We start from the raw sequence: 25,939 nt of genomic DNA, 5'->3' as shown, positions 1-25,939 counted from the left end.
GTAGAAAAGAGGGAAAACCGTTGAAACTTTATACGAAAACCGGGGATCAGGGTCAAACAGGCTTGATCGGAGGAAGAGCCGATAAAGATGATGTGAGAGTAGAGGCGTATGGTACGTTAGATGAGGCGAATAGCTTTATTGGACTCGCGCATGCAAAATTACGGCAGCATGGCGAATTGTTTCCGGACCTTTTGTCAGAGCTGATCGTTATACAGCATGAGCTGTTTGACTGCGGTGGTGATTTGGCAGCAGTGACACCACGTAAAGAAAGCAAATTAACAGAAGCCTCTGTGACAGTCCTTGAAGAAAGAATGGATGTCTATGTAGAAGAGGCCGCGCCGCTCACCAAGTTTATTTTACCAGGCGGTCAGGAAGGCGCTGCTCTCTTACATGTAGCGCGGACAGTCGTCAGAAGAGCCGAGAGGCATATTGTGACGCTTGCAAAACAGGAGGAGATTCCAGCCGTTGCGCTCTCATACGTAAACCGTCTATCCGATTATTTATTTGCAGCCGCTCGAATCGTGAATTATCGGCTTGGTGAAGTTGATGTTGAATATGAACGAAGTGCCGATGTGTTTCGTTCTAAATAAGGAAAGCACTCTTCATAGAAGAGTGCTTTTTTATTAGGTTCTGCCGCTTAGTCTGAGCATTGTTACGACTCTAGTCGCAATCAAAGATCAATCTGTGACACGTTTTGCCGGCTTTCTTTTTTGACTATAGTTAAAGCAAGGAGCAAGAAAGGAGGCATGAAGATGAAAATAACAAGTAAAACCATTATCGGTTCAATTTTATTGTTTGTCGGTTTATCCATCTTCTTTGGTGGTTCATTGGGTGGTCTGATCCCGGTTTTGATTGGTGCAGGGCTCATCTATGTAGGTGTTAAAAAATACGAAAAAGGCAGTAAAACCTTAGGTGTCATTCTAGCAGTCATTGGTGTACTGATCGTCGTGCAATTTCTGCCGTTTATACTCGGCATCGCATTTGCAGGGGTACTTCTTTATTTTGGCTGGTCGATGATCAATGGTGAATCTACCGAAAAATCATCAAGCAGAGCCTATATGGAGCCAAACACGGCACCTAATACGGAAGAACCGATTCATACGTCTTTTGATCAAGAATGGGAAGACTTTTTAAAGAAAAAATAAAGGGAGGAATATCAAATGGTATTAAGAAGAGTAAGAGATATGTTTGTTGCAACTGTCAATGAGGGTTTAGATAAATTGGAGAATCCGCGTGTCATGCTGAATCAATACGTTCGTGATATGGAGGATGATGTTGCGAAAGCGAAACATGCCATCATCAAACAGCAAACGATTCAGCAAGGCTTCCTGCGAAAAGCAGAAGAGACGGAAGCATTTGCTGAAAAGCGAAAGAAACAGGCCGAGCTGGCATATCATGCGGGAGAAGAGGAGCTTGCACGAAAAGCGCTCACAGAAATGAAGTATTTTGAAGAAAAGCACAACGAATATCAGGAAGCCTACCAGCAATCTGTAAAACAATTGAAAGAGCTGAAAGAGCAATTGCAGCACTTAGAAACGAAGCTGCGTGATATAAAAGACAAGAAGCAGGCCCTGATTGCAAGAGCCAATGCCGCACAGGCAAAGCAGCATATGAATGATTCCATCAATAAAGTAGACAGTGAAAGTGCATATAAAGAGTTTCTTCGAATGGAGAACCGTATTGAAGAAATGGAAACAAAAGCAGGCAGCTATGCACAATTTGCAGATCAAGGGGCATATGCTCATTTAGACTACGCCGATGAGGTTGAAAAAGAATGGCAGAAGCTGAAACTTGAGAAAAAGCCTGAACAGCAGCAAGCAAACGTATAGAGGTCAAATCGGAAGAAAAGCAGGCTTTTTCTTCCGATATTTGATTTCTTTCTGTTTCGCTTTTCCTTATAATGAAAAGGTCAGAAGATAAAGGGATGGTATAAATGAAGCGATTAATCGGTCTAATTTGTATACTTGTAGGTATCTTTTTAATGATTGGCATGCTTTTCAAAAATGAAAATCTCTTTCATTTAAGTTTTTCCCGTGAAAAAACAGTGACAACAGCTTCAGCGAAAAAAGAGGAGATTGATCAATTAGATATTTCTCTTTCTGGGTTTCGCGTGAAGGTAAAACCTGAAAATCGTTCTGATATCTCGGTGACTGCTGTCAATGGAAAAGGGAAAATGTATGCGGAGCAAACAGGCGGTACGTTCAAAATTCGTGCTGAAAATAAAAGCTTCTTGTTTTTTACTCAATTTGAAAAAGGAGAGCTTTTAGTTAAAATTCCAACAGATTATCATAAAAATGTGAAGATTACGGGTGGAAGCGGCGTCAGTGAGATTGATGGAGAAGGAAAGCTGTCCCTTCAAGATGTGATACTCAAATCAACGAGCGGAAACCTCACAGCTGAGAATTTCTCAGCAAAAAATGTAGAAATCAAAGCAACCTCTGGCAGACTGGCAGTGTCGCACATTGATGCGAAGGATAGTGATATTGGGGCAACTTCAGGGCGTGCTGATATTAATGATGTCAAAGGCGAGCTGCAATTGGGCATGACAAGCGGCCGATTGACAGCAAGTTTTGATACAATTGAGTCACCTGTCTCCTTTCATATGACATCAGGGAGCGCGAAATTTAATTTGCCAGATGACGGAGATTTCAACGTTCAGGTGAAAAAAACAAGTGGAAGCGTCGATCACTCGTATGACTTTGATCAAGTGGATAATGAAGGTCGAGGCTTTACAGGTACGCGGGGAAAAGGGACTCATTTAGTCGATATTGAAATGACAAGTGGTAACCTCAAGCTGCGGTAATGAATGAAAGAAAGGAAGGAGGCGAGTCAACTGCGTTTTACAAGGAATCAAATATTAGGCATTATTGTTGTGATTTTTGGTATTAATTTATTTCTCAAAATTATTGGGATCGGAGCAGATTTGTTTTGGCCTGTGTTTTTTGCGCTGGCGGGTTATTGGCTGCACTCACGATCCAAACGTTGGCTCGGTTCAGTTTCCTATATTTTTGCCGGCTTTCTCTTCTTAAAATTTCTGCTCAATATTACATTTAGTTTAACAGGTTACCTATTTGCGGCCTTTTTGATTTATGCCGGCTATCGCTTATTGAAAAATAAACCTGTTTTTGATGTCGATAAAAAGGAAACATCAGAAGACGGGAAGCCTTCACTGAAAGTCAATCTTGAAAAAAAGGGCGATCAGAAGAAAACAAAAAGCCAGACAAAGCCGCGCAAAGAGCATGACTTTTTTATTGGTGAAGTCAGGCTGATGAAAAAGCCGTTTCAATTAAGTGATTTGACGATTTCAGGCTTTATTGGCGATGTTAAAATCGATTTATCAAAGGCGATCATCGCAGAAGAAGAGAGTACGATCGTGATTAGCGGGCTGATCGGAGATGTGGATATTTACGTACCGCAGGATATTGAAGTATGTGTGAGTGCTTCCGCCGCGATTGGTGATATGAAAATCATAGATGAAAAAAGAAGCGGGTTTGGCAGTAAAGTGTACGTGATGACCAACGATTACGATGAGAGCAAACGAAAAGTGAAAATCTCCATCTCTCTGCTGATCGGAGATGTGGATGTGAGATACTTATGAGGAAATTGCATTTAGGTCTCCAGTGGCAATCTGTTCGTCTTGGCGTCGGTATCTCGCTCGGTGTTGTGACAATGACGACACTGCCGATGTTTTTTTATTATCAGCTTGATCCGATGATCCTGCTTTCTACCCGCTGGTTTGGCATACCGTTTTTTTGTATTTTACTCATCGTTAGTCTTGCGATTGGGATTTCTGCCGGGAGTGTATTTGGCTATCAGCATAAGAAACGCCTCGATCAGCTTGTTGAGTCGATTTTGAAATTTGAAAATGGAAACTTTGCATACAGACTACCGTCTCTTGGCGACGATGAAATTGGCTTAGCCGCCGATCAATTAAATGAAATGGCGAAGCGGGTCGAAGGGCAAGTAGCCTCTTTGCAAAAGCTTTCAAATGAACGGGCTGAATGGCAGGTTCAAATGAAGAAATCGGTCGTCTCAGAAGAGCGGCAGCGGCTTGCACGAGAGCTCCATGATGCGGTCAGTCAGCAGTTATTTGCAATTTCAATGATGACTTCAGCTATTCTTGAAGGCATGAAGGAAAAGGACGAAAAGATATTAAAGCAAATGCAGCTTGTCGAACGAATGGCTGGCGATGCACAAAATGAGATGCGTGCTCTTCTGCTTCACCTAAGACCGATCACGCTAGAAGGAAAAGACCTGAAAAAAGGCTTAATTGAACTGCTAAATGAATTCCAAGCAAAGCAGCCGATTGATATTGATTGGGAAATCGAAGATGATGTTCCGTTATCTAAAGGAGTAGAGGACCACCTCTTCCGAATTGTGCAAGAAGCCCTGTCTAATGTATTTAGGCATGCAAAGGCGACAAAGGTAACTGTGCGCCTGCTCATAAGAAACCGGCAAGTGCAGCTAAAGATTATTGATAATGGTATCGGCTTTCAAACAGATCATGTGAAGACAGCCTCCTACGGACTTGAATCGATTCGAGAGAGAACAAGTGAAGTAGGCGGTGTCGCAGAGATTATGTCATTTGAGGGAAAAGGCACACAAATTGATGTGAAGGTTCCCATTTTTGATGAAGGAAAAGGAGAGAACGTTCGATGATTCGAGTGCTTTTAATCGACGATCACGAAATGGTGAGAATGGGTCTTGCGGCCTTTTTAGAGGCGCAGGCTGATATTGAAGTCATTGGTGAAGCGTCAGATGGACAAAAAGGTGTAGAGCTAGCCGTTGAATTAAGGCCAGATGTCATTTTAATGGATCTTGTCATGGAAGGGATGGATGGCATCGAAGCAACGAAAAGAATTTGTCAGGAAATTGAAGATGCCAAAATCATCGTTCTGACGAGCTTTATTGACGATGATAAAGTCTATCCAGTGATTGAGGCGGGTGCTTTAAGCTATTTATTAAAAACATCCAAGGCAGGAGAAATTGCTGATGCCATCAGATCAGCAAGTATCGGTGAACCAAGACTTGAATCAAAAGTGGCTGGAAAGGTCATGAATAAACTCCGTCATTCATCAAATGGGTCCATCCTTCACGATTCATTAACAGCAAGAGAAATGGAGATCTTGAAGCTGATTGCGGATGGGAAATCGAATAAGGTCATTGCCGAGGAATTATTTATTACAATTAAAACGGTGAAGACCCATATTACCAACATTCTTTCCAAACTTGATGTGGAAGATCGAACGCAAGCGGCTGTGTATGCGCACCGTCATAAGCTGATTCAATAAAAAAACAGCTTTCAAGTGAAAGCTGCTAGAACATGCGTAAAATTAGTCCTTCTGTCCTGTGATCGGACGTTCGGATAGTTGATGGAGCTCAGGAACTGGAAAAGCCTCCTGCTCCTTGGCCGATTTTTCTTCCAGGGTTTTCTTCATTTCGGATAAAAGCTTTACGCTCTCCTTTGCTGCTGCCGCTTTTTTTTCCTGCAAATCAATGATCTGTGAAAGTCCGACGAATAATCCGCCTCCCAACAGAAGGAGCGCAGGGGTTTGTCCATAATAAACCACGATCAAAAATGTGCTTGAAAAGCTGTCGGCTTCAATGAAGAAATCTTCTTTTGATTGCGTGAATACAACGATTAACAGAAGTATCCCTAGAATCAAAAATAGAATGCCGGCCGAAAGTAAAGCTCGTTTCATGATTGACACCCTTTTTTTCTTACCATTTTAACATACTCTATAAAGATTGTGTTGCGCCCTTAGTCCCGAAGTCACGGATTTTCACATTTGCCTTGTAACGAATGTCTGATTCACTAAAAATTTCATCCCAATGCTTCGCTTCTTTTCGAAAGTCCTTCGGATACGCAATACTCGCTTTTTGAGAAAACCCGCAAATATCTGCTTTGATCTCATGCTGTAATTCCCCAATGAAATCTTTTACGTTTTTCTCTATTCGACGCTCCACGACACCTTCAATCTCTTGGAGATACTTTTCATTAAATGCATTTTCCCGCTCATTCCAATCCTCAGACAACCTTCCTTCAAGCGCCACTGACACATTAAATTGATATTTTCCGCTCGCTGTTTTATTCGTTTCAATGTTGTGTTTCAGTTTAAAAATCTCAAACGAATAGATGCTGTGATCATATTCAAATTCAATCACTCCGCCTTTTCCGTCCCCAGTCAACAGGTTGTATGACTGCACGGCTAACGGAGAGATGCTGGTGAGAAATCGTCTGTTCTTAATAATAGAGGCTCCGTCGAGTATTAATTTCCCTTGATCCACACCGACTTTCGGAACAGCAAAAGATACGTTGTTTTGCATAGCAGAAGAAATATCTCCTAATGAAACGGGCTTGAACATACGTATGGTCGATTTTGTATTCGCAGAAAGGTCATATAATGTAGAAGAAGCTGGTTGACCAGCGTCATTGATTTTCAGCAAGTCCCCAGGCTTTTCTGAGGTCATAAAGACGAGGCTTCCTCTCCTCGTTTCATTGTCGCGAATGAATTGATTAATGACGAGGTCGAAATTATTCTCATTGATGAGTTCCTCAGAAAATAAATACACCCTCAGCTGCTGGGCGAAAATCCGGTGACTTTTGAGCGTCGTTGTTCGGAATATTTGATGTACGGAATCACCACTAGTTTCTATAATCTTTGTTGGGTCTTTTACGCTGGATTCTTGTTCAATTTTTTGAGGAACAAGGACTTGCATTGATATTTTAAGCTTATGACCGTCATCTCCTTTATCTAAGCCATAACCAATCGCCATGTTGAGTTCCTCAATATTGGTACTATCCCAGCATCCACTTAATAGAACAAGGGTCATTAATGCAAAAACCACTTTCTTTTTCATGCCGCTTTCCGCCTCCTTTTAAAAAATACGATGATAAATAAGAGAAACGGGAGAATGCCGAATAAAAGGAAAAATAAATTGTTCACATAGGTTAAATAATCACGCACTGTATCAACATCCTTTGGGAAAACGGCGGCAAAGTAGATGACAATTCCCATCAATACGAGTACGACTTTTTTGGGTAATTTTGTTAGTTTGGATACCCCCATTGCAGCAAAAAACGTATATCCTACAAAGCTCGTATAAAGCTGAACAAGCCAAACGATAAGCAAAAAAGATTCAATCCGCTCAATAAAGATCCCCTGTATATCGAACGATTGAAATAAAGCAATCGTCGGCCAAGTCAACGTCGCAGTTTCTTTCACAGTGAACGCACCAACGACAAGAATATAGGTGAATATATAAATGATCGCAGGAATCAAAAAGCCGATTGCGCCATAAGCAAAGGTGTGTTTTTGCGTGTTCATATAGACAGGCATAAACAGCATCATTTCAATACCGACAAACGAAATGGCTGATGCATTAAAGGATTTGAAGACAGGTGAGAAGCCCTCGCCTAAAACAGGCCGGAGGTTATCTAACTTAAACTCTTGAACACTGAGTCCGTAAGCAATAAATAAGATAATCAGGGTGACAATGAGGAAAAAAGGGCACAGTCTGGCAAAATCACCAATCCCGCCGACGACAAGATAAAGACCGACCAAAATAAAGCTGATCATTGTCACCGCTACAGGAGTGTTTTGAAGCAAAAAGAACTTCACCATTTCCGACATAGCCCGCACTTCATAGCTGGCAACGCCGAGAAAATAAATAATAATGAGCAGGTTAGCAAGGGCACCGATCCACTTGCCAAGCCCCTCGTTCGTATAATCATAGTAAGAGGAGAAGGGGACTTTTTTCATCATAAGGACATTCGCAAAAATAAATACAATGTAAATGCCACTCATGAGTAAGAGCGCAATCCAGCCGTCAGGTGTAGCTGCAGCCTGAGCCATTGCTCTTGGCAGAATCATCATACTTGCACCTAATGTTGTATTGGCAATGATGGCACTTGCCTGATAGCTGGTGATCGACTCTTTATGATTGACCATATCGTTCTCCTTTCTTTTGATTTTTTAAAGGCAATCGAATGATGGAATTGTCTTCGTTTTTATAGCTGAACACAAAATCTGGTGAGAAATAAGGCGTCCCAAAACTTTTTTGCCGTGTTAAATGAGTAAGGAGAACGAGCATGAACAGCACAATCCCATATAAACCAAAGGTAGCTGCTGTAAACATGGACACAAACCGGAGAACGCGGAACGACATGCCCATCCCATATTGCGGCACAGTGAATGATGCGAGGGCAATCACACTGACGATAATCACCATGATCGAGCTCACAATATGAGCCTGAACGGCCGCCTGCCCGATGACAACTCCGCCTACAAGTCCAATCGTTTGCCCGAGCGGATTTGGCAGCCTTAAACCGGCTTCCCGCAGTAGTTCAATCGTTATCTCCATGATCAGTGCCTCCACAATAGGCGGAAAGGGGACATTTTCTCTAGTGCTTGAGATTGAAATAGCAAGAGTTGTTGGTAAAAGCCCTTGATGGAAGGACACAAGCGCAATATAAATGGCTGATAAAAATAATGTCAGAAAAATAGAGGTAAACCGCAGCATCCGAATGAGAGAGGCAGCGATCCACCTTTCATAATAATCATCAGGTGATTGCATAATCGTCGCGAGAGAAGCAGGTACAATTAACACAAAAGGTGAATGGTCAACAAAAATGGCGACACGTCCATTATTTAAAGCAGATGCCACTTTATCCGGACGTTCTGTGTTTTGTATTTGCGGGAAAGGAGAGTACACATTGTCCTCAATCAGTTCCTCAAGAACACCGGAATCTTGTATATCATCAATAGTGACTTGCTTGAGCCGTTTTTTCACTTCTTTTAAAACAGACGATTGAGCCATACCGTCAATGTACATGATGGTCACTTTGGTGTACTTTTTTTGACCAATCTTCATGTCGACGGTTTTAAGATCGGGGTTTTTCAAGCGCTGTCTTACAAGAGCTAAGTTCGTATCTAAATCTTCAATAAAGCCAATTTTCGGTCCTCTCACAACTGTTTCAGAGGTAGCATCCCCTATACTGCGTTTCTTCGTTCCATGCGTTTCTAAAATATACGCATGCTGAAATCCGTTAATCAGAACAACACAATGCCCATCAAAAATCGCATCGACCAATTCCTCAGAGGTTTTCACCGAACGTGTGGTCATCATCGATAAATTGGATTCCAGCTTCTCTTTTGTGAGAGACGTATGATCTTGGAGAAGCAGCTTTAAAAAGGTTTGAATCTCCATCTTTTCGTTCATTTCTTTTATGTATAAATAGTAAACCACCTGTCCGTGAGGCAGCGTTTTTTTCTCATGGACCAAATCGTCCATTTCCTTTAATTGTGGAAGGATGACGGAGAGATTATCGTATAAGTGCTCTTTTAATGGAGTTTGATTCATTCGGATCACCCGCCTCAAATCTTTTTCTTAGCATTACCTGCTTGAAAAAACAATATTCTGTGTTACATTATTTTGTGGTAAAAGAAAGAATGAGGGTTTTGGAGGAAACAAGATGGCACAAATTCGTTTAGCAGGAACAAAAGAGGAGATCGACCGTATTCTACAGTCGTTTGACAAGCATTATGAGGTGACATATACATCAAAGGATTACGGAAAAACGAACCCAAAATACAAATATTCGAAGGATGTTCGCGTTTATATTGAACTAAAATTAAAATAAAGATAAAATTTTAATTGAAAACGCTTAAAGGATTTTCGTTTTTTGTATAGAATAGAGTTGAGTGATGAGAAGCTATGGAGGGATACATAATGACGGAATTTAGAATCGAAAAAGACACAATGGGCGAAATCAAAGTGCCGAAGGACAAGTTCTGGGGTGCACAAACACAACGAAGCAAAGAAAATTTCAAAATCGGTTCTGAGAAAATGCCAAAGGAAGTTGTGAATGCGTTTGCAATTTTGAAACGTAGCACAGCGATTGCGAACGAACGTCTTGGCAACCTTGAAAGCGAAAAAGCAGAAGCTATTGCTGCTGTATGTGATGACATCATCAGCGGAAAGTATGACGAGCATTTCCCGCTTGTTGTTTGGCAGACAGGCAGTGGAACACAAAGTAACATGAACATGAACGAAGTCGTTGCAAACAGAGCAACTGCTTACTTGAAAGATAAAAATAGCGAGTTCAGCATTCATCCGAATGATGACGTTAACCGCAGCCAAAGCTCAAATGATACATTCCCAACGGCTATGCACGTGGCAGCTGTTTTAGCTGTGTACAAAAAATTGCTGCCTGCTATTGACCAGTTAAGAACAACTCTTGATGAGAAAGCAAAAGCGTATCAAGAGATTGTGAAAATCGGCCGTACGCACTTGCAGGATGCAACACCGCTGACAGTTGGCCAAGAGATTAGCGGCTGGGTATACATGCTGGACCGTTCAAAAGAAATGATTCTAGAATCAACTGAAAAAATGAGAGAATTGGCCATTGGCGGAACGGCTGTTGGTACAGGTATTAACGCACATCCTGAGTTCGGTCAATATGTTGCTGAGGAAATCAGCCAGCTGACAGGTCAAACATTCAATTCTTCACCAAACAAATTCCATGCGCTGACAAGCCATGATGAAATTACGTATGCACACGGTGCTTTAAAAGCACTTGCAGCTGATTTAATGAAAATTGCCAATGATGTGAGATGGCTTGCAAGTGGTCCTCGCTGTGGAATTGGTGAATTGATCATTCCTGAAAATGAGCCGGGAAGCTCCATTATGCCAGGAAAAGTCAACCCAACCCAAAGTGAAGCTTTAACCATGATTGCAGCACAAATCATGGGGAATGATGCCACAATCGGTTTTGCGGCAAGCCAAGGAAACTTTGAGCTGAACGTATTTAAGCCAGTCATCATTTACAACTTCCTGCAATCAGTTGAACTACTTGCTGACGGCATGAACTCATTCCATGACAAGTGTGCAGTTGGAATCGAACCAAACCTTGAAACGATTGAGAAAAACTTGAACAATTCATTGATGCTTGTGACGGCACTAAACCCGCACATCGGATATGAAAATGCAGCGAAAATTGCGAAGCTTGCGCACAAAGAAGGATTAACACTAAAAGAAGCAGCACTTCAATTAGAGCTGTTAACAGAAGAGCAATTCGAGCAATTTGTGAAACCAGAGGAAATGGTGACACCGAAAGCAAAATAAGAAACCAGGGGCGGCTGCCCCTGGTTTTTATGTGGGAAGATATTTGGGGTGAATAGTTGTGAGAACATTAAAGACAAGATTTATTAGATGGTTGAGGACACGTGATGTTGAATTCTTTCAAGTAATGTCCCAAGATACGGAGGAGTCAGCTTTTTTGTTATACATTGATCAAAGACGGCCCGAGGGTGGGAATCATATTGATATATTTTTGATCTCTCATTTTGAGCTGTCAGAAGAGTCGTATGAAGATGTTCTAAGTTTCAATAACGATATGCTTGGCTTTAAACCAACCTGTTCGTATTGTATGGACACACTGTCGATAGAGGAAGAATTTGAATTTAATTTTCCTTGACATGCTTGCTGTTCAAAGATATGTAGATGACTTACTAAATAGAGTTCAAGCCAGCAAACTTCCTGAAATGACACATAAGGATTTTGATTTTTTATCACAACAATAAACCCAGGGCATCCCCTGGGTTTTACAAATGATCCTCTTTCAAAATGCGCAAAAGAGATTCGGAGTTGGTTTGAAGCGGTGCATATAATTTCAATTGGTACAGCATGCCTTTCACGATGACTTGTCTTGGTTTTTGTTTGTTTAATTCATTTTCCAGAATGCCAAGTGCTTCAAATAATTCAGGCTCGTCTTTCACTTCATAGTGTGCTTCAGCCATCTCTCTTAATTCCTGTAAAAGAGATTCTGTGAGAGGATCGAATGACCTTTCATAAATCGGACCAAACCAATCGCTCGCTTGATCTACAGAAATGAGAGGAAGATCATTTCGCTTCATCATACCGCCCATCAAATCATCGATACGGTGAATCATGGTTGTGGCAAGCTCTTCTGCTTCCAGCTGAAAATCATATAAAATCGCAAGCTCGAAATAAACGTGGCTCATGCCCTCAATCGTCAAACATAAATCAGCCATATAAGGAATGGCATCGTCTCCATACACTTGTTTAATATTATCGATATGAAGCTGAATCGTCGCAAGCCTAATTTGTTTTGCGAGCTGCTGCGTTTCTTGAGTCATAGGAAGCGCTCGATCGCTCAGCTGCATTTTAATAAAATCCTTTTGCTGCAAAATATTATCGTAATAGACAGTGAGCTGTTTGCGGTAGGCTTCTTTTGGTGTGCCGCCCTCTGTTTGAACCTCATGAATCCGGGTAAATACCTTATCGTAATAGTAATGAAGGATCGAAATGAGCAATGCTTCCTTTGATTTAAAATAAAGATAAAAAGCACCCTTTGACATGTGGCATTCATCCGCAATTTCCTGAACAGACGTTGTGTTGTAGCCTTTGCTGGCAAATAATTTCATGCCAGCCTCAATGATCATTTTTTCTTTCTTTTTCAATATGAATGTCATCCTTTCTTACCGAGAGACAAATGTCTTAGGAAACGTGCGCAAAGAGATGTGACTTATTGGTCATAAACGACGAAAGTTTTCAAAAATTAATCAGATTGTAACTTGTTTTTTACAGTGTAATTCTTTATATTATAAAGTAAGGTGACCAACTGGTCAAAATATGTGAAAGGATGATGTTCCATGAGAGAAATCGATGATATGATTAGACGCTTGCGAACAAAAGGGATTCAAGTAGAAAAAGTCAAAATGCCGAAAGAGACAACCATTGAAAAGAAATGGATGTATCAAGCTGGCAAAAAGATCAAAGCCACATACCGTGATTTTAATGGGTATTCTTTCATCTAAAAAAGACTGCGGTCAAAAACCTACAGTCTCTTCTTAGGAACCATAATTGTATAACGTACACCTAGATCATCATTTTCAATAGATATGGACGCTTGATGCATTGAAAGAATTCTTTTGACAATGCTTAATCCAATACCGAATTCGCCCTTTTTTCCCTTACTAAAAGGTTCGTATAGGTTGGACAGCATATGTTCTTCAATTGGAGGACCGTCATTACGAATGACAATGCGGATTTGATCCTCTTCTTGTTTCATCTGAATATCAATCTTACTTTTTGCGTAGCGAAGTTGATTTTCTAGTACATTCTCAAATAATTTGCTCCATTGTTCTGGATCGCCTTCAAGAGCAGCCTCATCATCTAAGTCCACGTTCCACTGCAATTCATTTTTCGACCAGCGTATTCGGTCGACCACTTCCAGCATCGTATTACTGAGTAGGAAGGAAGAATGTGCGGGATGTTGTTTAGATAAATAATCAAGCTTTGTTAAGTACAGCAGATCCTTGATTTTCTTCTCAAGCTTTTCCGCTTCACCTTCAATGACTTCCACCGTTTGTTCAAGATCTCCCTTAGGAAAAATACCATCTTTAATGGACTGCGTGTAGCCGCGGATGACCATGACAGGTGTTTTTAAGTCATGTGAAATATTCTGCAAAAGTGTCCGTTCTGTTTCATCTTTTTGAATGAGTTTTTGTCTCATTTCTTCAATGGTATGACCAAGTTTGCCAATTTCATCTTGCCGGTCAACGATGACAGGATCGTCCCAGTCCTCTTGGGCAATCCGTTTGACGTGCTTTTCAAACGCAACGATTGGTCGGGATAGATAGCGGGCAAGCCAAATCGATGGAATCCAGCTTAGTAAAATAACAGTGCCTAAGATAAAGATCAGCTGTTTAAACAGCGTAAAGGACAGGTCATCTCGATAAGAATCTGGTGCATAGGACAGAAGAATATATTGTGTATTGCCTGATGATACTTTTTTGATGACAAAAAAGATATGCTGGCCGTTCACCTCTTCAGAATACCGTTTCGTTGCGCTTTTTTGTTTTTTCACAAACGATTGGATTTTCTCAATAAAAGCATGCGGAAAAAACTGCGCCATTTGATCTAATTCATCTGACGGGATCAAAATGTGCTGCACGGAGCGGTTTTCCGGTGTCGACTTTGGCGAGCCGTCTCGGTTCAATGGATATTCTGTCAGCACTTGCTGTTCATTTTCGATATTTTTATAAATTTCATTTGTGAAGAAGTCACGTAATGTATTGGAAAATAGAATAATCAGGACAATGGAAATGGTGAGCAAAATGCCAGAGATCACAGCCCAAATTTGAAAAGCGAGCGGTTTGTTCTTCATCCTTTCAGCATCCTATAGCCAAATCCATAGATGGTCTCGACCTTTAAGTCGGGCATTTTTTTGCGCAGCCGTCTGACAAGGTCATCCACCACACGATCTGTCCCGAAGTAATCGTGTCCCCAAATCTTGACGAGGATATCTTCACGAGAAAAAGCATGTCCCTGGTGATGTGTAAATAAAAGCAGCAAGTCAAATTCCTTAGAAGTTAAGTTAATGAGCTGCCCCTCTTCATAGACCTCTCTTACATCCTCATGAATGACATAAGAAGAAACTGAAGTGACGCTTTGCTGCTGCGGGGTATCGCTGTTTTTATACACAAGCTCCAGCAGCTTTTGAACCCGAATGATCAGCTCACGAGGAAGAAACGGCTTTGCAATATAATCACTGCTTCCCAGCTCTAAACCGAGGACACGGTCGATATCTGCATCACGTGCTGAAATGAAAATGACCGGTACGTCAGGTGATGCGGCTTTAATTTCTTTTATGAGGGTATAGCCGTCTGTATCAGGCAGCATGATATCTAAAATCCATAGATGCGGCGGCTTGTTTATGGCCTCGCGTGCCGCTTCTCCGGTTAAAAAAGAGGAGACATTCCAATCTTCACTCTCTAAATATTTGGTTAACAGTTCATTTAAATTTTGTTCATCTTCAACTAAATAAATGGTGTACGACAAAGTCTTCCACATCCTCTCAACGTCATTATAACGGGATACGAAGGCGGCATGTCAACAATCACACGCTTTTTTCACAATTTCACATATTCTTCTCATCATTATCCCATAATGTTTGATTATGATAAGGTCAAGGGAAAAAAGGGCATAGACAAAAGGCGGATGAATAGGTGCTTTTCATCAATGTGCGCACCTTGCTTTTTTTCTATGAATAAGTATTATATAATTTGACATATTGCCATAAAGTATTTTTCAATGATCTTTCCATTAAGAGGACCTGAGTCCTATCTAGACATATGAATGAAACATGATGTAAAGGAGTGCAAGCGATGGATTTCCGAAGAGAAGATGAAGAGAATAAGATGAATCATCCAGAAAATCAAGACAATGAAATGAATCATCAAAAAGATACCCATCAAGAGAATGAGAAACAAATAGACGCACCAGAAAAAGAGAAGGATCTTGTTTTTCACCAGCATGAAAATGAAGCATCTGCCTCGCAGGAGAGTGTGACAAAACATTCTCCTCAAATGGTGGATGACCGTGCGTCGAAAAAAGAGAAAAAGCGGAAGGCGGCATGGCTCAGCCCAATTCTTGGAGGAATTATTGGCGGGGGTCTTGTACTTGGCATTACACCGCTTTTGCCGCAGTCACAGGATACAGCTGCCAACACGCAAACGCAGACCGCATCAAGCGAGCCGGCAGCCTCAGATAATTTCTCGACAAAACAAATCACAAATGCCACAAATGTGGCTGATATGGTAGAAGATTTAGAGCCCACTATTGTTGGGGTCTCAAACTATCAATCTACACAAAACTCGTTTGGCTTGAGCGGTGATCAAACAGAAGCTGAAGCTGGAACAGGCTCTGGTGTCATCTTCAAAAAAGATGGCAAAAAAGCGTACATTATTACAAATAACCACGTTGTCGAAGGGGCCAATAAAATCAAGGTCACCCTTTATGATGGAAAAACAAAAGACGCCAAGCTTGTCGGCAGTGATGTCATGACCGACTTAGCCGTTGTTGAAATGAACGCAGACGGCATTGATAAAGTGGCGAGCTTTGGTGATTCTTCTAAGCTTCGTGCTGGAGATAAAGTCATTGCCATTGGGAATCCGCTCGGTGCACAGTTCTCAGGTACTGTGACAGAAGGAATCATTAGTGGTCTTGATCGTACTGTAGAAGCAAATACGTCATCTGGTACGGTGGAGATGAATGTACTGCAAACAGATGCAGCCATTAACCCAGGAAACAGCGGGGGGCCACTGATCAATACAGATGGTCAAGTCATTGGCATCAACAGCTTGAAAATCAGCGAAAGCGGTGTGGAATCACTCGGATTTGCGATCCCAAGTAACGATGTCAAACCGATTGTAGATGAGCTGTTGAAAAATGGAAAAGTCGAACGTCCATACCTTGGCGTACAAATGATTGACCTTGAGCAAGTGCCTGAGACGTATCAGGAAAATACGCTCGGCTTATTTGATAAACAAATCGGCAAAGGCATTTACGTAAAGGATGTTTCAAAAGGTTCACCTGCTCAAAAAGCAGGCTTGAAATCTGGAGATGTCATCATTAAGTTCAAAGGAAAAGACGTAGTGAACAGCTCTCAGCTGAAAGAAATTCTTTACAAAGAAACAAAAGTCGGCGATAAAACCACAATGACTGTCATCCGTGAAGGAAAGAATAAAAATCTAGATATTACCCTTGGACAGTCAGATAGCGAATAAATGAAAAAACAGGTGGATGTCAACATGTCCACCTGTTTTTTTTGTGCTTATTTTTTTGAAAGTGTACGTAGTATGATCTGTTCCCACATGTTCCACGGCAGAAGCTGCTTTGCTGTGAATGAAAGTCGTACACCTTTTCCAACAAGATATCTCAGCCGTTTCAGCCGTCTCTTTTCTGCTAAACGTACAACAAGCTCTGCTACTTCACGAGGATCTCCATAGTTGGATTTCTGGGCATCAATATGGGCCATCATCTTTTGATAGAGTTTTGTGTATTTCGATCCTTCTGCTGGCTGAATCATTTGTTCGTTCATGGAAGTGTTCCAAATATTCGTCTGGAAAGAGCCTGGCTCGATCAAGGCCGCCTGTATACCGAACGAAGCCAGTTCAATCCGCAAGCTTTCTGTATAGCCTTCCAACGCAAACTTAGATGATACATATGGAGAAAGTGCAGGCATTCCCATTAATCCGCTGATACTGCTCATATTGAAAATCTTTGCACCACTCGTCATAAACGGCAGCACGGCTTGGGTCATTTCCATCACACCGAAGACATTCACTTCAAATTGCTGGCGGTATGTATCGACAGGAACCTCCTCCGCAAAACCAGCAAAGGCTGTTCCCGCATTGTTCACAAGCAGTGTAATGGGTGCATAAGCATGAAGCTTCTTCTGAAATGCTTGAATCGACTGCGTATCGGTCACATCTAACGCTTCAATATGTATCATGCTAGATAAAGAGGCTTCCTCGATTTCTTCAGCTAGCTTTTTGGCATTGGTTTCCTGTCTGACGCCGGCAATCACTGTATAGCCCCGCTTTGCGAGACACATCGTGATGAGCTTGCCAAAGCCGCTATTGGCACCAGTTACAATGGCTGTTCTTTTCATCATCCGGTCCTCCTTTTTGTTTCAATTTATCATAGTGGGCTGTTTTATTGAATAACAAAAAGGAGCCTGGAGAAAAATAAAAAGCGATGCTGTGAAATAGGAGGAAACACATGATGTGTTGGAAGAAGGCGGGACGAATAGGAGTGCTGCTCTTTATGCTGTCCGGCTGTCAATCAGTTGAACCGTTACAACAAACACATGAAGCAGAAGCAGAAAGTCTGTCAGCTGTTCAAATGAAGGAACTGCCATTTCAGCATGTGCATCTGCTTGTCCAATATGGACAGAAAAACGAATTATACGAAGCGACCTACCGTCAGGCAAGAGGCAAAGAGGAAGCAATCATTCGTGACCATATGAATGGAGCCCGCTATGAAGGAGAAGAAGCCTTGCGCGAGATGAAGATGAAGCTGAATGATATGTCGATTCCTAGTGCAAAGATCAATGAAGCGTATGTAAATGAACTATTAACTGCTTTTAATTTAGATGATGATTATCAGCGGATTCAGATCGATTTAAAGCTCGAGGATGGGACCAAACGTACATTCCAAAGGAAGAAATAAACGAGACTTTCTCATTTTTTAATTGAAAATGATTTTCAAGATCACTTAAATCTGATACACTAAATTGAGATAAGTGATCTTTTACGTCTGTACATAGACGATATTTCATATAAAAATTTGGATGAGAAAAGGAGCGTTTGAGCGGAATGAGTGCCATTTCTACTGAAGGTTTAAGCTTAGGCTACGGAGAAACAATGATCATCGATGAACTAAATGTATCAATCCCTAAGGGTGAAATCACAGTATTTATTGGCAGTAATGGATGTGGTAAATCCACGCTACTGCGCTCTTTGGCCCGACTCATGAAGCCAATGGGTGGTTCTGTCCTGCTTGAAGGTCATTCCATTGCAAAATTACCAACAAAAGAAGTAGCGAAACAGCTCGCCATTCTTCCACAAGGACCAGAAGCGCCAGAAGGATTAACCGTGCATCAGTTAGTGAAGCAAGGCAGATATCCTTATCAAAATTGGCTGAAGCAGTGGTCGAAGCAAGATGAAGAAGCTGTGAACCGCGCATTGAAGTCAACAAAGATGGAAGATCTTGCTGATCGGACCGTTGATTCATTATCAGGTGGACAAAGGCAGCGTGCATGGATTGCGATGACGCTGGCCCAAGAGACCGATATTATTTTGTTAGATGAGCCGACGACATATTTAGACATGACGCATCAAATCGAAATTTTGGACCTTCTGTTTGATTTAAATGAGAAAGAGCAGCGCACGATTGTGATGGTTCTTCATGACCTCAATCTTGCATGCAGATATGCTCATCATCTTGTCGCGATTAAAGACAAGTCAATCTATGCAGAAGGTAGACCAGAAACAGTGATTAATTGTGATCTCGTGAAAAATGTCTTTGATATGAATTGCCAAGTGACAACAGATCCTTTATTTGGAACACCATTATGTATTCCGCACGGTAGAGGACGCTGTATTGTGCAGCAAGCGCAAGCTGAAACGTTTCTTGCTGCAAGATAATCGTATGTCAAAAGCCTGACATCTGTGTCTCACAGAGTCAGGCTTTTTTCTGAAAAAGGAGCGGAATATCAATGGGAAATGAATTAGATGAAAAGCTGGAAGGCTTGCTTGATAAATATACAGAGCTGCTGCTCGGTGAATCAACAGACGAGCTGAAACAAGATGTGAAACAATGGGTGATCTACTCCCATATCGCAAAAAGCATGCCGCCGCTAGCAAAGCATTTCAATGAAACGTATCCAGAAGCAAAAGAAGAAATCAAACACACGATTCAACGAATCAAACAGTTGAACGAAGCTCACCGCGCCAATAAAGACCGTTAAAAAAACTGCCAGCAGCGTGTAGACAAACCCTCGCATTCTTTGTCAGTCCTGTGCGCTGGTGCTCACGAATGTTCAATTCGCTCCGCAAAAGTAGCCGTTCTTCCTAGACTGCAAAGGTTTTCTATCACGCTGAAAAGAAGACAAAGGGCTAAAATAAAAATCATTTTAGCCCTTTATCAACAATTGACTGCCAGCTCCAACTGGCAGTTTTTTTCTTATGACATTTGTGATGAACCGTACGGGGATTGATCTGTCAGTGTTTGCTGGAATTTCTGGTGTGCCTGCTGGAGCTTTTGCTGATCAGCGGCTTCAACAGAATACCAGCCATATCGGAACATGACATCATATAAATGTCTTTGTGTTTTCTGTGTTTCCAGTGCAATTCGCTGAATATCCTGATAAAGAGATTCATGACTGAATTCATTGAGCGCTGTGTTGTATCCACTTGTCATATATTTTTCAGTCGACAAGAGATCTGTGACAAAATCACGATCGTTCATGTTGGTTGTTGTGGGGACCGGAGTTTGTGGATTCCCGATTTTTTGTTGGTTTTGCTGTTCCATGTTTTTTCCTCCTATTGCATAAAGCCAGTAGACTGGCCTTGCCCTGAGCTGCCTAAATGCTGAAGAATTTGTGTGTAATGCTGATGATGCATTTGCCCAACTTGATTTAATTCTTGTTTCAATGTTTGGTCCTGGCAATGCTCGGCCATAAAATGAGCCTTTTTCATGGCGATCAAGTTCCAGTTGAGCATATCCTCTAAGTACAAGGAATCCTTCACTGATATGACTTCTGGGGGCATATTCATTTGCTGATTGTTCAACTTGTGTTCCTCCTTACGAATTTGTTTCCTTACTGATTCTTTTTATATTGCTGATTTTGACTGGTTTTTTTCCCGCCTAGGTCTGCTTCCTGTGATGGACCTGCGTTTCCTTTTACACTTGCAGCACTAACGCCTGCTTTCGATGGGTTTTTCTTCAAACGAGACATGTGGACATCACCTCCATTCTTACAATTCCCTCTCATCTTTAATTCATACGCCGCAAAATAAGGCACACGAGAATGTGTAAATTTTTGAAATCTGCTATTGAACTGTTTCGGAAAATCTTTTAAGATAAAGAAAGAGGCATTGCTTTTTTTTGGACAAAAAATGAATGACTGTTCATTCAAAATGTTTAGGGGGATATTTATGGGCAAACATATTCGCAAGGCGGCTGTCATTGGTTCAGGTGTCATGGGCTCAGGCATTGCTGCACATTTAGCCAATATTGGGATACCAGTTACACTGCTAGATATTGTGCCAAATGAACTGACAAAGGAAGAAACGGCGAAAAAGCGGACGCTTGATCACCCTAGTGTTCGGAATCGATTAAGTCAAGAAGCGATGAAAAAATTGTTAAAGCAAAAGCCAGCACCTCTTACTTCAGCAAAAAACCTATCATACATCACACCGGGAAATCTCACAGACCACCTTTCCTTATTACACGATGCTGACTGGATCATTGAAGTCGTCACTGAAAAGCTCAGCATCAAAAAGCACGTATTCTCTCTCATCGACGAACACCGCAAAGAAGGAAGCATCGTATCAAGCAATACATCCGGTATTTCAGTTGAAAAAATGGCAGAAGGCCGATCAGATGATTTTAAACGCCATTTTTTAGGCACACATTTTTTTAACCCAGCTCGTTATTTAAAGCTCTTAGAAATCATTCCTATTCAAGAAACCGATCCAGAAGTACTGTCATTTATGAAAACATTTGGCGAGGATGTACTCGGCAAAGGTGTGGTTGAAGCAAAGGACACACCGAACTTTATTGCAAACCGCATTGGCACTTATGGACTTCTTGTCACAGTGCGTGAAATGCTTGAGAACAAATACACCATCGGAGAAGTGGATTCTGTCACAGGACCTCTCATTGGAAGACCGAAAAGTGCGACCTTCCGTACACTGGATGTAGTGGGACTCGACACGTTTTCTCATGTGGCACGAAACGTATATGAACAGGTAGAAGGAAAGGAAAAAGAGATTTTTCAGCTGCCTGAGTTTATTGAAAGAATGCTCGAAAAAGGATGGATTGGCAGCAAGGCAGGCCAAGGTTTTTATCAAAAAAATGGGAAGGTCATTTTAGAGCTTGACCCAGTGACGCTCACATATGGAGAACGCACAAAGCTAAAAGATCCAGGCATTGAAATGGCGAAACAGCAAAAGGGTGCAAAAGCAAAGTTGAAAGCGCTTATTTATCAGGATGGCCGTGCAGGGCAACTACTTTGGAATATGACAGCGCCCGTACTTCTTTATTCAGCTCATCTAAAAGGTGAAATTGCGGATGATATTCAGTCTATCGATAACGCCATGAAATGGGGATTCGGCTGGCAGCACGGCCCATTTGAGCTGTGGGATGCAATAGGTGTCAAAAAAGCTGCCGAACGCATGGAAGCAGAAGGCCACAGTATTCCAGCATGGGTAAAAGACATGCTGTCAAAAGGACACGAGACATTCTATCAAGAGAATGCTGATGGAGAGCGAGCGTTTTATCATAACGGGGCTTATGAACAGGAAAAAGGAAACGACAAACATATATCTTTAGCTAGATTGAAAAAGAAACACGACGTCATCTTCAAAAATTCTGGTGCGAGCCTGATCGATATTGGTGATGATGTCGCCTTGCTCGAATTTCACTCTAAAAGCAATGCCATTGGACTAGATGTCATTGATATGATCAATCGCGCTGTTGATGAGACGGAAAAGAATTATAAAGGGCTTGTCATCGGAAACCAAGGGAAGAACTTCTGTGTTGGCGCAAACCTTGCCCTGATTTTAATGGAAGCACAGGACGACAATTTCTTTGAAATTGACTTTGTGATCAGACGCTTCCAGCAGGCAATGATGAAGGTGAAATATAGCAATCGCCCAGTCGTAGCCGCACCATTTGGGATGACATTAGGAGGCGGAACAGAAGTTTGTCTGCCGGCAGCAGCTATTCAGGCGTCCAGCGAAACTTACATGGGACTTGTGGAAGCGGGAGTTGGACTGATTCCAGGAGGCGGCGGAAACAAAGAGTTATATCTTCGTCACCTGCAAGGATCAGCGAAGCCGTCGCAGACGGCTATACAGGATGCCACGCTGAAAACATTTGAAACAATTGCAATGGCAAAAGTATCGACTTCAGCTGAGGATGCGCGGGATATGAACATGCTCCGCGTGAGTGACCGGATCAGTATGAACGGGGATCACCTGATCTATGATGCAAAACAACTGGTGCTCTCTCTTGATGAAGCCGGTTATCGTGCGCCGCTCAAGCAAAAGGTGCCGGTCATGGGAGAAACAGGCTATGCAGCGATGATTTTGGCTGCTGAAAATATTAGACTGTCAGGATACATTTCAGAGCATGACATGACCATTGTAAAAAAATTAGCTCATGTCATTTCCGGCGGGAAACTGCCATTTGGAACAGAGGTAGAGGAGCAATACTTATTAGAGCTTGAAAGAGAAGCCTTTTTAAGTCTTGTAGGAGAAGTGAAATCACAGGCACGTATGCAGCACATGCTCGTCAAAGGAAAACCTTTACGTAACTAAGGGGGAGTCAAAATGAGAGAAGCAGTCATTGTCGCTGGCGCAAGAACACCAGTAGGGAAGGCGAAAAAAGGATCGTTAAAACATGTCCGGCCTGATGATATGGGCGCATTATGTGTAAAAGAAACGTTAAAGCGTGCCGGTGAATACGACGGTCAAATAGATGATTTGATCATTGGCTGTGCAACGCCAGAAGCAGAGCAGGGGTTAAATGTGGCGCGGAATATTGGGGCATTAGCGGGATTGCCTTATACGGTACCTGCCATCACCATAAACCGTTACTGCTCGTCTGGTCTTCAATCTATCGCTTATGCGGGTGAACGTATTATGCTCGGGCAGGCAGACACGATTTTAGCCGGAGGAGTCGAATCGATGTCGCAGGTACCGATGATGGGTCATTCCATTCGTCCAAATGCTCTCTTGGCAGAGCAAGCACCTGAATACTACATGAGCATGGGGCACACGGCAGAGCAAGTGGCGCAAAAGTATCAGGTCACACGTCAAGATCAGGACGCCTTTGCGGTGAGGAGTCATCAAAAGGCAGCAAAGGCACTTCAAGAAGGGAAATTTTCAGATGAAATTGTGCCTGTTGATGTAACAGAGCGACGAGTAGGAGAGCAATATCAATTAGAAGAGCATCAATTCACGTTCTCACAGGATGAAGGTGTGAGAGCAGGCACAACGGAGGAGATTCTTTCCACATTGCGTCCGGCTTTCTCAACAAAAGGCACGGTGACCGCAGGGAACTCGTCTCAAACAAGTGACGGGGCTGCGTGTGTGATGATGATGGACCGTGAGAAAGCATCCTCACTTTCTCTTCAGCCGCTCGCTAAATTCAGAGCATTTGCGGTTGGCGGTGTACCGCCTGAAGTGATGGGTATCGGTCCGGTTGAAGCCATTCCGCGTGCGCTGAAAATCGCTGGACTTGAGCTGAAGGATATTGGCCTGTTTGAATTGAATGAAGCGTTTGCTTCTCAGGCAATTCAAGTCATTCGTCATTTAGGAATTGATGAGGAAAAGGTGAATGTCAATGGCGGGGCAATTGCGCTCGGACATCCGCTCGGCTGTACAGGAACGAAACTAACGCTGTCACTTATTCATGAAATGAAACGGCGAAACGAGCAATTTGGCATTGTCACAATGTGTATCGGCGGGGGCATGGGAGCAGCAGGCATTTTTGAATTGATCTAAAGGGGGAAATCAGGATGAAAGCATTGGAAGATGTAAAAAAGGGTGGAAGCTTTTTAATTGATGAGACGAATTATGAGCATATCTTTACACCGGAGGATTTCTCTGATGAACATCAAATGATTGGAAAGACAACAGAGGATTATATTTTACAAGATGTGGTTCCGCATATAGATCAAATTGAAAACCATGAGTTCGAGCATTCGGTCAGGCTTCTCAAAAAGGCTGGAGAGCTTGGGCTTTTAGGAGTCGATGTACCTGAAGAATTCGGCGGGCTTGGATTAGATAAAATCAGTTCAGCAATCATTACTGAAAAATTCGCTAGAGCAGGAAGCTTCTCACTTTCCTATGGCGCTCATGTCGGTATTGGTTCTCTGCCAATCGTGCTCTTCGGAAATCAAGCGCAAAAGGAAACGTACCTGCCAGGACTCGCCTCTGGAGAAACCATTGCGGCGTACGCACTCACTGAGCCAGGATCAGGCTCAGACGCCCTTGGAGCAAAAACAACTGCGGTTCTGAATGAAGCAGGTACCCATTATGTCCTCAATGGAGAAAAGCAGTGGATCACAAACTCCGCATTTGCCGATGTCTTTGTTGTGTATGCGAAGATTGATGGTGAACACTTCTCTGCTTTTATCGTCGAAAAGAATTTTCCAGGTGTCAAAACGGGGCCTGAAGAGAAAAAGATGGGTATTAAAGGATCATCGACAAGAACATTGATTCTTGAAGATGCCCAAGTACCGAAGGAGAATTTGCTCGGTGAAGCTGGCAGAGGTCATGTGATTGCGTTTAACATTTTAAATATTGGGCGCTATAAGCTGGCAGTCGGCACAATCGGTGCATCAAAGCGCGTCATTCAATTGTCGGCAGAATATGCGAACCAGCGTAAGCAGTTCAAAACACCAATTTCTCGATTCAGCTTAATTGGTGAAAAAGCAGCCAATATGTCAGCAAAGCTCTATGCGATGGAAAGTGCTGTTTACCGTACGGTTGGATTATTTGAACAGCGGATGGGGCTCTTAAGTGATGAAGAGCAAAAAGATGGCAAACAAATTGCCCAATCCATTGCGGAATATGCGATTGAATGTTCTCTCTGTAAAGTGCTTGGCTCTGAAACGTTAGATTATATTGTGGATGAAGGCGTGCAGATTCACGGCGGATATGGATTCATGCAAGAATACGAGGTCGAAAGAGCCTATCGCGACTCGCGGATTAACCGGATTTTTGAAGGGACAAACGAAATCAACCGTTTGCTTGTACCAGGTACATTCTTGAAGAAAGCGATGAAAGGAGAGCTTCCGCTGCTTCAAAAAGCGCAAACCTTACAGGAAGAGCTAATGATGATGATGCCGGAAGAGCCAGGCGATCAGCCGCTCGATCAAGAAAAATATTTGCTCGCCCATGCGAAAAAGATCGCCTTAATGGTGGCTGGTATGGCAGCCATGAAATACGGGAAAGCCTTAGACAAAGAGCAAGAAATTCTTGTGAACATAGCCGATATCGTCAATGAAATTTTTGCTGCTGAATCAGCGATTCTGCGTACAGAAAAGGCAATCGCTGCAACAGGGGCAGAAAAGAATGAACAAAAGCTTGCTTACACACAAATTTTCACGCAGGAAGCTTTCTTAAAGATTGAAGCCCATGCAAAAGAATCCTTGATTGCGATGGAGGAAGGAGATTCACTCCGTATGAGCCTGTCAGCCCTTCGCAAGCTGACACGATTTACGCCGATCAATGTCATCGCCAAAAAGCGCGAAGTGGCAAAACGAATCTTTGAAGCAGAGAAATATATCGTATAAGGATGGCTTAAAAGGTGCGGATATCACTCCGCACCT

At 42.3% G+C, this 25,939-nt stretch carries 28 protein-coding genes; 17 read left to right on the top strand and 11 right to left on the bottom strand.

What is annotated here, in order from left to right; translation table 11 throughout:
* Positions 1–20: 20 nt before the first annotated feature.
* The 7 genes from NSQ76_RS16415 (at position 21) to NSQ76_RS16385 (ending at position 5,291) form a co-directional block, all read left to right on the top strand.
* Positions 21–590, top strand: coding sequence for a cob(I)yrinic acid a,c-diamide adenosyltransferase (locus NSQ76_RS16415; protein WP_025094126.1), 570 nt, complete (start codon positions 21–23; stop codon positions 588–590).
* A gap of 162 nt (positions 591–752) precedes the next feature.
* Positions 753–1,145: a membrane protein gene (locus NSQ76_RS16410; RefSeq protein ID WP_025094127.1), complete on the top strand. Its 393-nt coding sequence runs from the start codon at positions 753–755 to the stop codon at positions 1,143–1,145.
* A gap of 15 nt (positions 1,146–1,160) precedes the next feature.
* Positions 1,161–1,829, top strand: a complete 669-nt coding sequence (liaH, locus tag NSQ76_RS16405; RefSeq protein ID WP_024423427.1) for a stress responsive protein LiaH — start codon at positions 1,161–1,163, stop codon at positions 1,827–1,829.
* A gap of 104 nt (positions 1,830–1,933) precedes the next feature.
* Entirely contained in the window at positions 1,934–2,803 is an 870-nt protein-coding gene (gene liaG, locus NSQ76_RS16400) for a LiaG family protein (protein ID WP_216099849.1), read from the top strand.
* Between the two features lie 3 nt (positions 2,804–2,806).
* Positions 2,807–3,598 carry a cell wall-active antibiotics response protein LiaF gene (gene liaF, locus NSQ76_RS16395; RefSeq protein ID WP_186318686.1) on the top strand — a complete coding sequence of 264 codons (792 nt, stop codon included), beginning with the start codon at positions 2,807–2,809 and terminating at the stop codon, positions 3,596–3,598.
* The gene (gene liaS / locus NSQ76_RS16390; protein ID WP_024426016.1) at positions 3,595–4,659 is read left to right on the top strand and encodes a two-component system sensor histidine kinase LiaS; all 1,065 of its coding nucleotides are present in this window, start codon (positions 3,595–3,597) and stop codon (positions 4,657–4,659) included. The genes liaF and liaS overlap by 4 nt, the downstream gene beginning before the upstream one ends.
* The gene (locus NSQ76_RS16385) at positions 4,656–5,291 is read left to right on the top strand and encodes a response regulator (RefSeq protein ID WP_024426015.1); all 636 of its coding nucleotides are present in this window, start codon (positions 4,656–4,658) and stop codon (positions 5,289–5,291) included. The genes liaS and NSQ76_RS16385 overlap by 4 nt, the downstream gene beginning before the upstream one ends.
* 42 nt (positions 5,292–5,333) lie before the next feature.
* On the opposite strand, the gene NSQ76_RS16380 is transcribed toward NSQ76_RS16385, so the two are convergent.
* From NSQ76_RS16380 to NSQ76_RS16365, 4 genes are read right to left on the bottom strand one after another with little or no spacing between them, the layout of a single operon-like run.
* Positions 5,334–5,702, bottom strand: a complete 369-nt coding sequence (locus NSQ76_RS16380) for a hypothetical protein (RefSeq protein ID WP_041107739.1) — start codon at positions 5,700–5,702, stop codon at positions 5,334–5,336.
* Positions 5,703–5,739: 37 nt separating this feature from the next.
* Positions 5,740–6,861 (bottom strand): Ger(x)C family spore germination protein, encoded by a 1,122-nt coding sequence (locus tag NSQ76_RS16375; RefSeq protein ID WP_341054878.1) that lies wholly within the window; start codon positions 6,859–6,861, stop codon positions 5,740–5,742.
* Entirely contained in the window at positions 6,858–7,952 is a 1,095-nt protein-coding gene (locus NSQ76_RS16370) for a GerAB/ArcD/ProY family transporter (protein ID WP_268422683.1), read from the bottom strand. Before NSQ76_RS16370 ends, NSQ76_RS16375 begins: the two co-directional genes overlap by 4 nt.
* A complete protein-coding gene (locus NSQ76_RS16365) occupies positions 7,939–9,363 on the bottom strand; it encodes a spore germination protein (protein WP_025094130.1) in 1,425 nt (474 codons plus the stop codon). Before NSQ76_RS16365 ends, NSQ76_RS16370 begins: the two co-directional genes overlap by 14 nt.
* Before the next feature lie 112 nt (positions 9,364–9,475).
* Here NSQ76_RS16365 and NSQ76_RS16360 point away from each other — a divergent pair, with 112 nt between their 5' ends.
* Both NSQ76_RS16360 and fumC read left to right on the top strand, forming a co-directional pair.
* Complete coding sequence (locus tag NSQ76_RS16360) at positions 9,476–9,643, top strand: YvzF family protein (RefSeq protein ID WP_003213147.1); 168 nt, start codon at positions 9,476–9,478, stop codon at positions 9,641–9,643.
* 89 nt (positions 9,644–9,732) lie between these two features.
* Positions 9,733–11,127, top strand: a complete 1,395-nt coding sequence (gene fumC / locus NSQ76_RS16355) for a class II fumarate hydratase (RefSeq protein WP_024423418.1) — start codon at positions 9,733–9,735, stop codon at positions 11,125–11,127.
* 479 nt (positions 11,128–11,606) lie between these two features.
* Here the strand turns inward: fumC and NSQ76_RS16350 are convergent, their stop codons facing one another.
* On the bottom strand, positions 11,607–12,485 hold the full coding sequence (locus NSQ76_RS16350) for a TetR/AcrR family transcriptional regulator (RefSeq protein WP_034623850.1): 879 nt from the start codon (positions 12,483–12,485) through the stop codon (positions 11,607–11,609).
* A gap of 192 nt (positions 12,486–12,677) precedes the next feature.
* Between NSQ76_RS16350 and spxO the strand changes: the two genes are divergently transcribed.
* Positions 12,678–12,842, top strand: coding sequence for an anti-adapter protein SpxO (spxO, locus tag NSQ76_RS16345; protein WP_003212782.1), 165 nt, complete (start codon positions 12,678–12,680; stop codon positions 12,840–12,842).
* A gap of 20 nt (positions 12,843–12,862) precedes the next feature.
* On the opposite strand, the gene NSQ76_RS16340 is transcribed toward spxO, so the two are convergent.
* Both NSQ76_RS16340 and NSQ76_RS16335 read right to left on the bottom strand, forming a co-directional pair.
* A complete protein-coding gene (locus NSQ76_RS16340) occupies positions 12,863–14,194 on the bottom strand; it encodes a HAMP domain-containing sensor histidine kinase (RefSeq protein WP_024423416.1) in 1,332 nt (443 codons plus the stop codon).
* Positions 14,191–14,868 (bottom strand): response regulator transcription factor, encoded by a 678-nt coding sequence (locus NSQ76_RS16335; RefSeq protein ID WP_024423415.1) that lies wholly within the window; start codon positions 14,866–14,868, stop codon positions 14,191–14,193. The genes NSQ76_RS16340 and NSQ76_RS16335 overlap by 4 nt, the downstream gene beginning before the upstream one ends.
* A 326-nt stretch (positions 14,869–15,194) precedes the next feature.
* On the opposite strand from NSQ76_RS16335, the gene NSQ76_RS16330 reads away from it, so the two are divergent.
* Positions 15,195–16,595 carry a S1C family serine protease gene (locus NSQ76_RS16330; RefSeq protein WP_024426010.1) on the top strand — a complete coding sequence of 467 codons (1,401 nt, stop codon included), beginning with the start codon at positions 15,195–15,197 and terminating at the stop codon, positions 16,593–16,595.
* Between the two features lie 47 nt (positions 16,596–16,642).
* Here the strand turns inward: NSQ76_RS16330 and NSQ76_RS16325 are convergent, their stop codons facing one another.
* Positions 16,643–17,482: an oxidoreductase gene (locus NSQ76_RS16325; RefSeq protein ID WP_341055791.1), complete on the bottom strand. Its 840-nt coding sequence runs from the start codon at positions 17,480–17,482 to the stop codon at positions 16,643–16,645.
* A 113-nt stretch (positions 17,483–17,595) separates the two neighbouring features.
* Here NSQ76_RS16325 and NSQ76_RS16320 point away from each other — a divergent pair, with 113 nt between their 5' ends.
* The 3 genes from NSQ76_RS16320 (at position 17,596) to NSQ76_RS16310 (ending at position 19,342) form a co-directional block, all read left to right on the top strand.
* Positions 17,596–18,042 carry a YusW family protein gene (locus tag NSQ76_RS16320; RefSeq protein WP_025094132.1) on the top strand — a complete coding sequence of 149 codons (447 nt, stop codon included), beginning with the start codon at positions 17,596–17,598 and terminating at the stop codon, positions 18,040–18,042.
* Positions 18,043–18,188: 146 nt separating this feature from the next.
* Positions 18,189–19,019: an ABC transporter ATP-binding protein gene (locus NSQ76_RS16315; protein ID WP_008347057.1), complete on the top strand. Its 831-nt coding sequence runs from the start codon at positions 18,189–18,191 to the stop codon at positions 19,017–19,019.
* A gap of 71 nt (positions 19,020–19,090) precedes the next feature.
* Entirely contained in the window at positions 19,091–19,342 is a 252-nt protein-coding gene (locus NSQ76_RS16310; RefSeq protein ID WP_024423411.1) for a YusU family protein, read from the top strand.
* Between the two features lie 215 nt (positions 19,343–19,557).
* Here the strand turns inward: NSQ76_RS16310 and NSQ76_RS16305 are convergent, their stop codons facing one another.
* The 3 genes from NSQ76_RS16305 to NSQ76_RS16295 are packed head-to-tail and all read right to left on the bottom strand — an operon-like array spanning position 19,558 to position 20,332.
* Positions 19,558–19,905, bottom strand: coding sequence for a spore coat protein (locus tag NSQ76_RS16305; protein WP_024423410.1), 348 nt, complete (start codon positions 19,903–19,905; stop codon positions 19,558–19,560).
* 11 nt (positions 19,906–19,916) lie between these two features.
* Entirely contained in the window at positions 19,917–20,150 is a 234-nt protein-coding gene (locus tag NSQ76_RS16300; RefSeq protein ID WP_224426662.1) for a hypothetical protein, read from the bottom strand.
* Positions 20,151–20,194: 44 nt separating this feature from the next.
* Complete coding sequence (locus NSQ76_RS16295) at positions 20,195–20,332, bottom strand: YuzL family protein (protein WP_003212904.1); 138 nt, start codon at positions 20,330–20,332, stop codon at positions 20,195–20,197.
* A gap of 199 nt (positions 20,333–20,531) precedes the next feature.
* On the opposite strand from NSQ76_RS16295, the gene NSQ76_RS16290 reads away from it, so the two are divergent.
* The 3 genes from NSQ76_RS16290 to NSQ76_RS16280 are packed head-to-tail and all read left to right on the top strand — an operon-like array spanning position 20,532 to position 25,903.
* Entirely contained in the window at positions 20,532–22,919 is a 2,388-nt protein-coding gene (locus NSQ76_RS16290) for a 3-hydroxyacyl-CoA dehydrogenase/enoyl-CoA hydratase family protein (RefSeq protein ID WP_341054866.1), read from the top strand.
* Between the two features lie 12 nt (positions 22,920–22,931).
* Positions 22,932–24,107: an acetyl-CoA C-acetyltransferase gene (locus NSQ76_RS16285; protein WP_024426007.1), complete on the top strand. Its 1,176-nt coding sequence runs from the start codon at positions 22,932–22,934 to the stop codon at positions 24,105–24,107.
* Between the two features lie 14 nt (positions 24,108–24,121).
* Positions 24,122–25,903 carry an acyl-CoA dehydrogenase family protein gene (locus NSQ76_RS16280; RefSeq protein WP_341054862.1) on the top strand — a complete coding sequence of 594 codons (1,782 nt, stop codon included), beginning with the start codon at positions 24,122–24,124 and terminating at the stop codon, positions 25,901–25,903.
* Positions 25,904–25,939 lie beyond the last annotated feature (36 nt).

It is taken from the genome of Bacillus sp. FSL M8-0256, from assembly GCF_038005765.1.
In the GTDB taxonomy this organism is placed as follows: Bacteria; Bacillota; Bacilli; order Bacillales; family Bacillaceae; genus Bacillus; species Bacillus safensis.
Note: the sequence above shows the minus strand (reverse complement) of the source record. Positions and strands in the feature narration are given on the sequence as shown.